Below are 4,299 nucleotides of genomic sequence, written 5' to 3' on the forward strand. Positions count from 1 at the left end.
GGATGGGCCGCCACCTTCGAAGCGCAGGAAGACGAAGCCGGAAAACACCTCGCTCTCCAGCGGCACCAGGCCCAGGCCCGATGTCTCGATATCGGGGAAGGTCTTGGCCGCCGCGACGGCGCGCAAGCGTCCGTCCCAGGCATAGCACCAGGCGTGGTAGGGGCAGCGGATCAGGCCGCTGCAATGGCCGTCGCGGCCTTCCAGCACGGCATGGGCGCGGTGGCGGCAGACATTGTGGAAGGCGCGGATGCCGCCATCCTCGCCGCGGATGACGAAGGCGCGCTCGCCCAGCGCCTCGAAGGTGACGTAGTCGCCGGGGTTCGGCAGCTCCGAGACATGCGCGACGAGGTGCCAGGCCGGCCGGTGGATGCGCTCGCGCTCGGCGGCGTGGAAATCGGCATCGGCATAGGTCCAGCCGGGCAAGGTGGCGGGCAGGGACGGCGCCGCCGGCGCCGGCGCCTCCGCCTCGGCGACCAGGCGCAGCCGGGCCGGGGCCGCGAACTCCGCCGGGAACAGGTTGGCGAGATAGCGGCGGCAGGTGTCGACTGCGTCGTCCCAGTCGAAGGCCTCGTGCTGCACCAGCGCCTCCTGCGACAGGGCGTCGACCAGCCCGCACAGGCCCAGCGCCGCGGCGCGCAGCTCGATCCGCGCGCCGGCGCGCTCCGCCAGCTCCGCCATCAGCGCATGCACCGAATCGTAGAAGGCGCGGTCGGAGGTGCCGACGATCGCCATGTAGTCGTCGCGCGCCCGGCTTTCGCCCCAGAAGGCGTACCAGACCGCCAGCCGCTCCAGGCTCGCCACCTGCGGGTCGAAGCTGGCGCGGATCAGCGCCATCAGCGCCGCCTCCGGCGCCCGGCCGGCCGTCGCCACCGCGCTTTCGCACAGGGTGCGATAGGTCTCGGCCATGCGCGACAGCGTCGCCTGCAGCAGCTCCTGCTTCGACTTGAAGTGGAAATTGACCATGCCGGCGGTCAGGCCGGCCAGGCTGGCCACCTTGCTGAGCGTGACGTTGGACAGGCCATGTTCGGCGATCGCGGTGATCGCGGCCTCGATCAGCTGTTCGCGCCGCGCATCCTGCGGCAGCCGTGCCCGGACCCGGCTTTCCAGGACGTCATCCATCCCCGCCTCCCGACTGGCCGTTCGATCCTTATTGAATGAGCATTTTAGTGAATCGAATGGCTGTTTGGCAAGCGGGTGGAGTCAGAACGAGGCCTGCATCCGCGCCGCCAGGGCTTGGTGGCTGCGGATCAAAGCGGGCAGGTCGAGGCCGGGAATGGTGCCCTGCCGCACCCGCCAGGCGCCGCCGACCATGACGTAATCGGCCCGGTGGGCGCCGCACAGCACCAGCGCCGCCAGCGGGTCGCCATGGCCGGCGAAGCGTAGCTCGTCCAGCGCGAACAGAGCCAAATCGGCCTGCTGGCCCGGCGCGATGGTGCCGAGATCCGGCCGGCCCAGGCAGGCGGCCGAGCCGGCGGTGGCCCAGCGCAGCGCGTCGCGATGGCTGACCTTCGTGACGCCGTAATGGTGCCGCTGCAGCAGGAAGGCGGCGCGCACCTCCTGCATCAGGTTCGAGCCGTCATTGGAGGCGGAGCCGTCGACGCCGAGACCAACGTTCATGCCCGCCTGTTCCATGCCATGCACCGGGCAATGGCCGGAGCCCAGCACCTGGTTCGAGCAGGGGCAATGCGTCACCGCCGTGCCGGCCCGGGCCAGGCGGGCGATCTCGGACGGGTCGAAATGGATGCCATGCGCCAGCCATGTGCGCGGGCCCAGCCAGCCGCAATCCTCCAGGTAGTCCAGCGGCCGGCAGCCGAATTTTTCGACGCAGAAGCGGTTCTCGTCCTCGGTCTCGGCCAGGTGGGTGTGCAGCCGGACGTCATGCCGCGCCGCCAGCTCGGCCGTGCGCCGCATCAACGATCCGGTGACCGAGAAGGGCGAGCAGGGGGCCAGCGCGATCTGGACCATGGCGCCGTCGCCGGGCTGGTGATGCGCCGCGATCAGCCGCTCGCTGTCGGCCAGGATTTCATCCTCGTCCTGCACCACACTGTCGGGCGGCAGGCCGCCGTCGCGCACCGACAGGTTCATCGAACCGCGGGTCAGCATGGCGCGGAGGCCGAGCGACCGGGCCACCTCGACCTCGATGTCGATGGCGTGCTCCAGCCCGTCCGGGAAGACGTAGTGATGGTCCGAGGTGGTGGTGCAGCCGGACAGCAGCAGCTCCGCCATCGCCACGGTGACGGCGCTGCGCAGCGCCTCCGGGTCCAGCCGGGCCCAGACCGGATATAGCGCCTGCAGCCAGGGGAACAGCTCGCGGTCCAGCGCCGCCGGCAAGGCGCGGGTCAGGGTCTGGTAGAAATGATGATGGGTGTTGATCAGCCCGGGCAGCACGACATGAGCGCCGGCGTCGAACACGCTGTCGACCGGCGCCGCGGGCTCACGCCCCGCCGGCACCAGCTCGGCGATGCGGCCGTCCTCGACCACCACGCCGCGCTCGGCCCCATCCGCCAGGATCGCCAGCGGGTCCCTGATCCACAGCCGCATCGCACGCCTCCGGTCCTGTCGGCGGCAAGCCTAGCACCGGGCGGTGGAGACGACAGAGGCGGCGGATTTGAAAGTGCTTCAAACAGGGACGCACCCTCCCTCGTCATTGCGAGGAGGCGAAGCCGACGAAGCAATCCATGCCAGGCGGCGCCATGGATTGCTTCGCTACGCTCGCAATGACGAAGAGGGAGGTTACGCCGCATCCTGCCGTTCGTCCGCGGGGCCGGCGATCTCGAAGTCGGCCTGGCGCTCCAGCACCTTGAGGATGGCGGAATGGTCCCAGGCGGCTCCTCCCTGGGCAACGGCCGCGTGCAGCAACTGTTGCGTCGCCGCGGTGTTCGGCAGCGGCACGCCCAGCGCCTTGGCGCCGTCCAGCGCCAGGGCCAGGTCCTTCTGGTGCAGGGCGATGCGGAAGCCCGGCGCGAAGTTGCGCTGGATCATGCGCTCGCCATGCACCTCGAGGATGCGCGACGCTGCGAAACCGCCCATCAGCGCCTGGCGCACCCGGGCCGGGTCGGCGCCGGCCTTGGCCGCGAACAGCAGCGCCTCGGCCACCGCCTCGATGGTCAGGGCGACGATGATCTGGTTGGCCACCTTGGTCGTCTGGCCGTCACCATTGCCGCCGACCAGGGTGACGTTCTTGCCCATCGCCTCGAACAGCGGCTTCACCCGGTCGAAGGCGGCCTGCGGTCCGCCGATCATGATGGTCAGGCTGGCGGCCTTGGCGCCGACCTCGCCGCCTGAGACAGGAGCATCGAGATAGTCGCAGCCCAGGGCGTTGATCCTTTCGGCGAAGCCCTTGGTCGCGATCGGCGAGATCGAGCTCATATCGACCACCACCTTGCCCGGCGACAGGCCTTCTGCGACGCCGGCGGGGCCGAACAGTGCCGCCTCCACATGCGGCGTGTCGGGCACCATGGTGATGACGATGTCGGCGCGGCGGGCGGCCTCGGCGGCGGAGGACACGGCGGTGGCGCCCTTGGCCACCAGCTCCTCCGGCACGCCGGTGATGTCATGCAGCACCAGGCTGTGGCCGGCGGCGATCAGGTGGCCGGCCATTGGGCGCCCCATGACGCCCAGTCCGATGAAACCGATTTTCATGATCTGCTCTCCTCGCGATAGGGTTTCATCCAGCCAAGGCCCTCGGAAGTGCCGGCGCCGGGCTTGTATTCGCAACCCACCCAGCCCGCGTAACCGAGCCGATCGAGAGCGGAGAAGATGTAGGGATAGTTGATCTCGCCCGTGCCGGGCTCGTTGCGGCCGGGATTATCGGCGATCTGGACGTGGCCGATGCGATGCTGCAGGCGCTCGAAAGTGGGGACCAGATCGCCCTGCATGATCTGCATGTGGTAAAAATCGTACTGAATCTTGAGATTAGGCGCCGTCACCTCAGCCATAATGGCTTCGGCGTGGTCGGTGGTGGACAGATGAAAGGTCGGCATGTCGCGCCGGTTGATCGGCTCGATGACCAGATCGATGCCGGCATCGGCGAGGCGTGGTGCGGCATAATTGAGGTTGTCGATCAGGGTGCGGTCGAGCGCTGCGGTATCAGCGCCGGTGGGGGCGAGTCCCGCGAGGCAATTGACGGTTTTGCAGTCGAGCGCCTTGGCATAGTCGATGGCGGTGTCGACGCCACGGCGGAATTCGTCCACGCGGTCCGGCAAGCAGCCGATACCGCGCTCGCCTGCCGCCCAGTTGCCAGCGGGCAGGTTAAACAGCGCCTGGACGATGCCGGCGCGCTTGAGGGCGGTGGCGATT

General features: G+C 69.1%; 4 protein-coding genes. All 4 read right to left on the bottom strand.

Annotation, left to right across the window (positions count from 1 at the left end; translation table 11 throughout):
- Positions 1 to 1,119, bottom strand: a 1,119-nt coding sequence (locus tag AC3XYG_RS36785; protein WP_489144859.1) for a Rieske 2Fe-2S domain-containing protein, incomplete at its 3' end; no start/stop codon positions are given.
- An 81-nt stretch (positions 1,120 to 1,200) separates the two neighbouring features.
- Positions 1,201 to 2,541 carry an 8-oxoguanine deaminase gene (locus AC3XYG_RS36790; RefSeq protein ID WP_489144860.1) on the bottom strand — a complete coding sequence of 447 codons (1,341 nt, stop codon included), beginning with the start codon at positions 2,539 to 2,541 and terminating at the stop codon, positions 1,201 to 1,203.
- 192 nt (positions 2,542 to 2,733) lie between these two features.
- Positions 2,734 to 3,642 (bottom strand): 2-hydroxy-3-oxopropionate reductase, encoded by a 909-nt coding sequence (locus AC3XYG_RS36795; protein ID WP_489144861.1) that lies wholly within the window; start codon positions 3,640 to 3,642, stop codon positions 2,734 to 2,736.
- Positions 3,639 to 4,299 (bottom strand): hydroxypyruvate isomerase family protein (locus AC3XYG_RS36800; protein ID WP_489144862.1); only part of this gene is annotated, 661 nt, incomplete at its 5' end. The genes AC3XYG_RS36795 and AC3XYG_RS36800, both read right to left, overlap by 4 nt.

This window comes from Inquilinus sp., assembly GCF_057815775.1.

Bases quoted from the DNA above. Each gene is read 5' to 3' on its own strand.
- AC3XYG_RS36795 (WP_489144861.1), bottom strand. From the start codon at position 3,642: ATGAAAATCGGTTTCATCGGACTGGGCGTCATGGGGCGCCCAATGGCC.
- AC3XYG_RS36790 (WP_489144860.1), bottom strand. From the start codon at position 2,541: ATGCGGCTGTGGATCAGGGACCCGCTGGCGATCCTGGCGGATGGGGCC.